The sequence below is a fragment of the Acinetobacter sp. V2 genome, assembly GCF_001188385.1.
Taxonomy (GTDB): Bacteria; Pseudomonadota; Gammaproteobacteria; order Pseudomonadales; family Moraxellaceae; genus Acinetobacter; species Acinetobacter oleivorans.
The window spans coordinates 931,826-932,211 of sequence record NZ_JZFB01000001.1; the positions used below are offsets into that span (position 1 = coordinate 931,826).

The window sequence follows — 386 nt, forward strand, 5'->3', positions numbered from 1 at the left end:
ATTCAACATTGAGGGTGATGAGTACTTATGGGATGACTTTGCTTTCGCAACCCGTGATGGCTTAGTGGCAACAGCAGTTGATGTAACTGACCCAGCTGAAATCCAACGCCGTGGTTTAGATCACGCTTTCAAACACATCACATTTAACATCGAACTTGTTAAAGATGCCGCTGCTGCTCCGTCAACTGAAGTTGAACGTCGTCGCGCTAGCGCTTAATTGAAAGTGTATGTGAGTTAAAAGTTCGCTTTTGACTCACAAAATTTATTCCATTTATTACTACCATTAAGAATTTAAATAAATTTTTAGCGGTAGTAATAACATCACGTTACCTCATGCTCTAAGGTTTCTCACATGATTGACAAAAGTAAGTCCTCTCTAAGCGAGG

Annotated in this window: 1 pseudogene; it reads left to right on the forward strand. The window is 40.2% G+C overall.

Annotated features, from left to right (window positions below):
* Positions 1 to 217: pseudogene (locus UC75_RS20165) on the forward strand (catechol 1,2-dioxygenase); the annotation flags it as partial.
* Positions 218 to 386 lie beyond the last annotated feature (169 nt).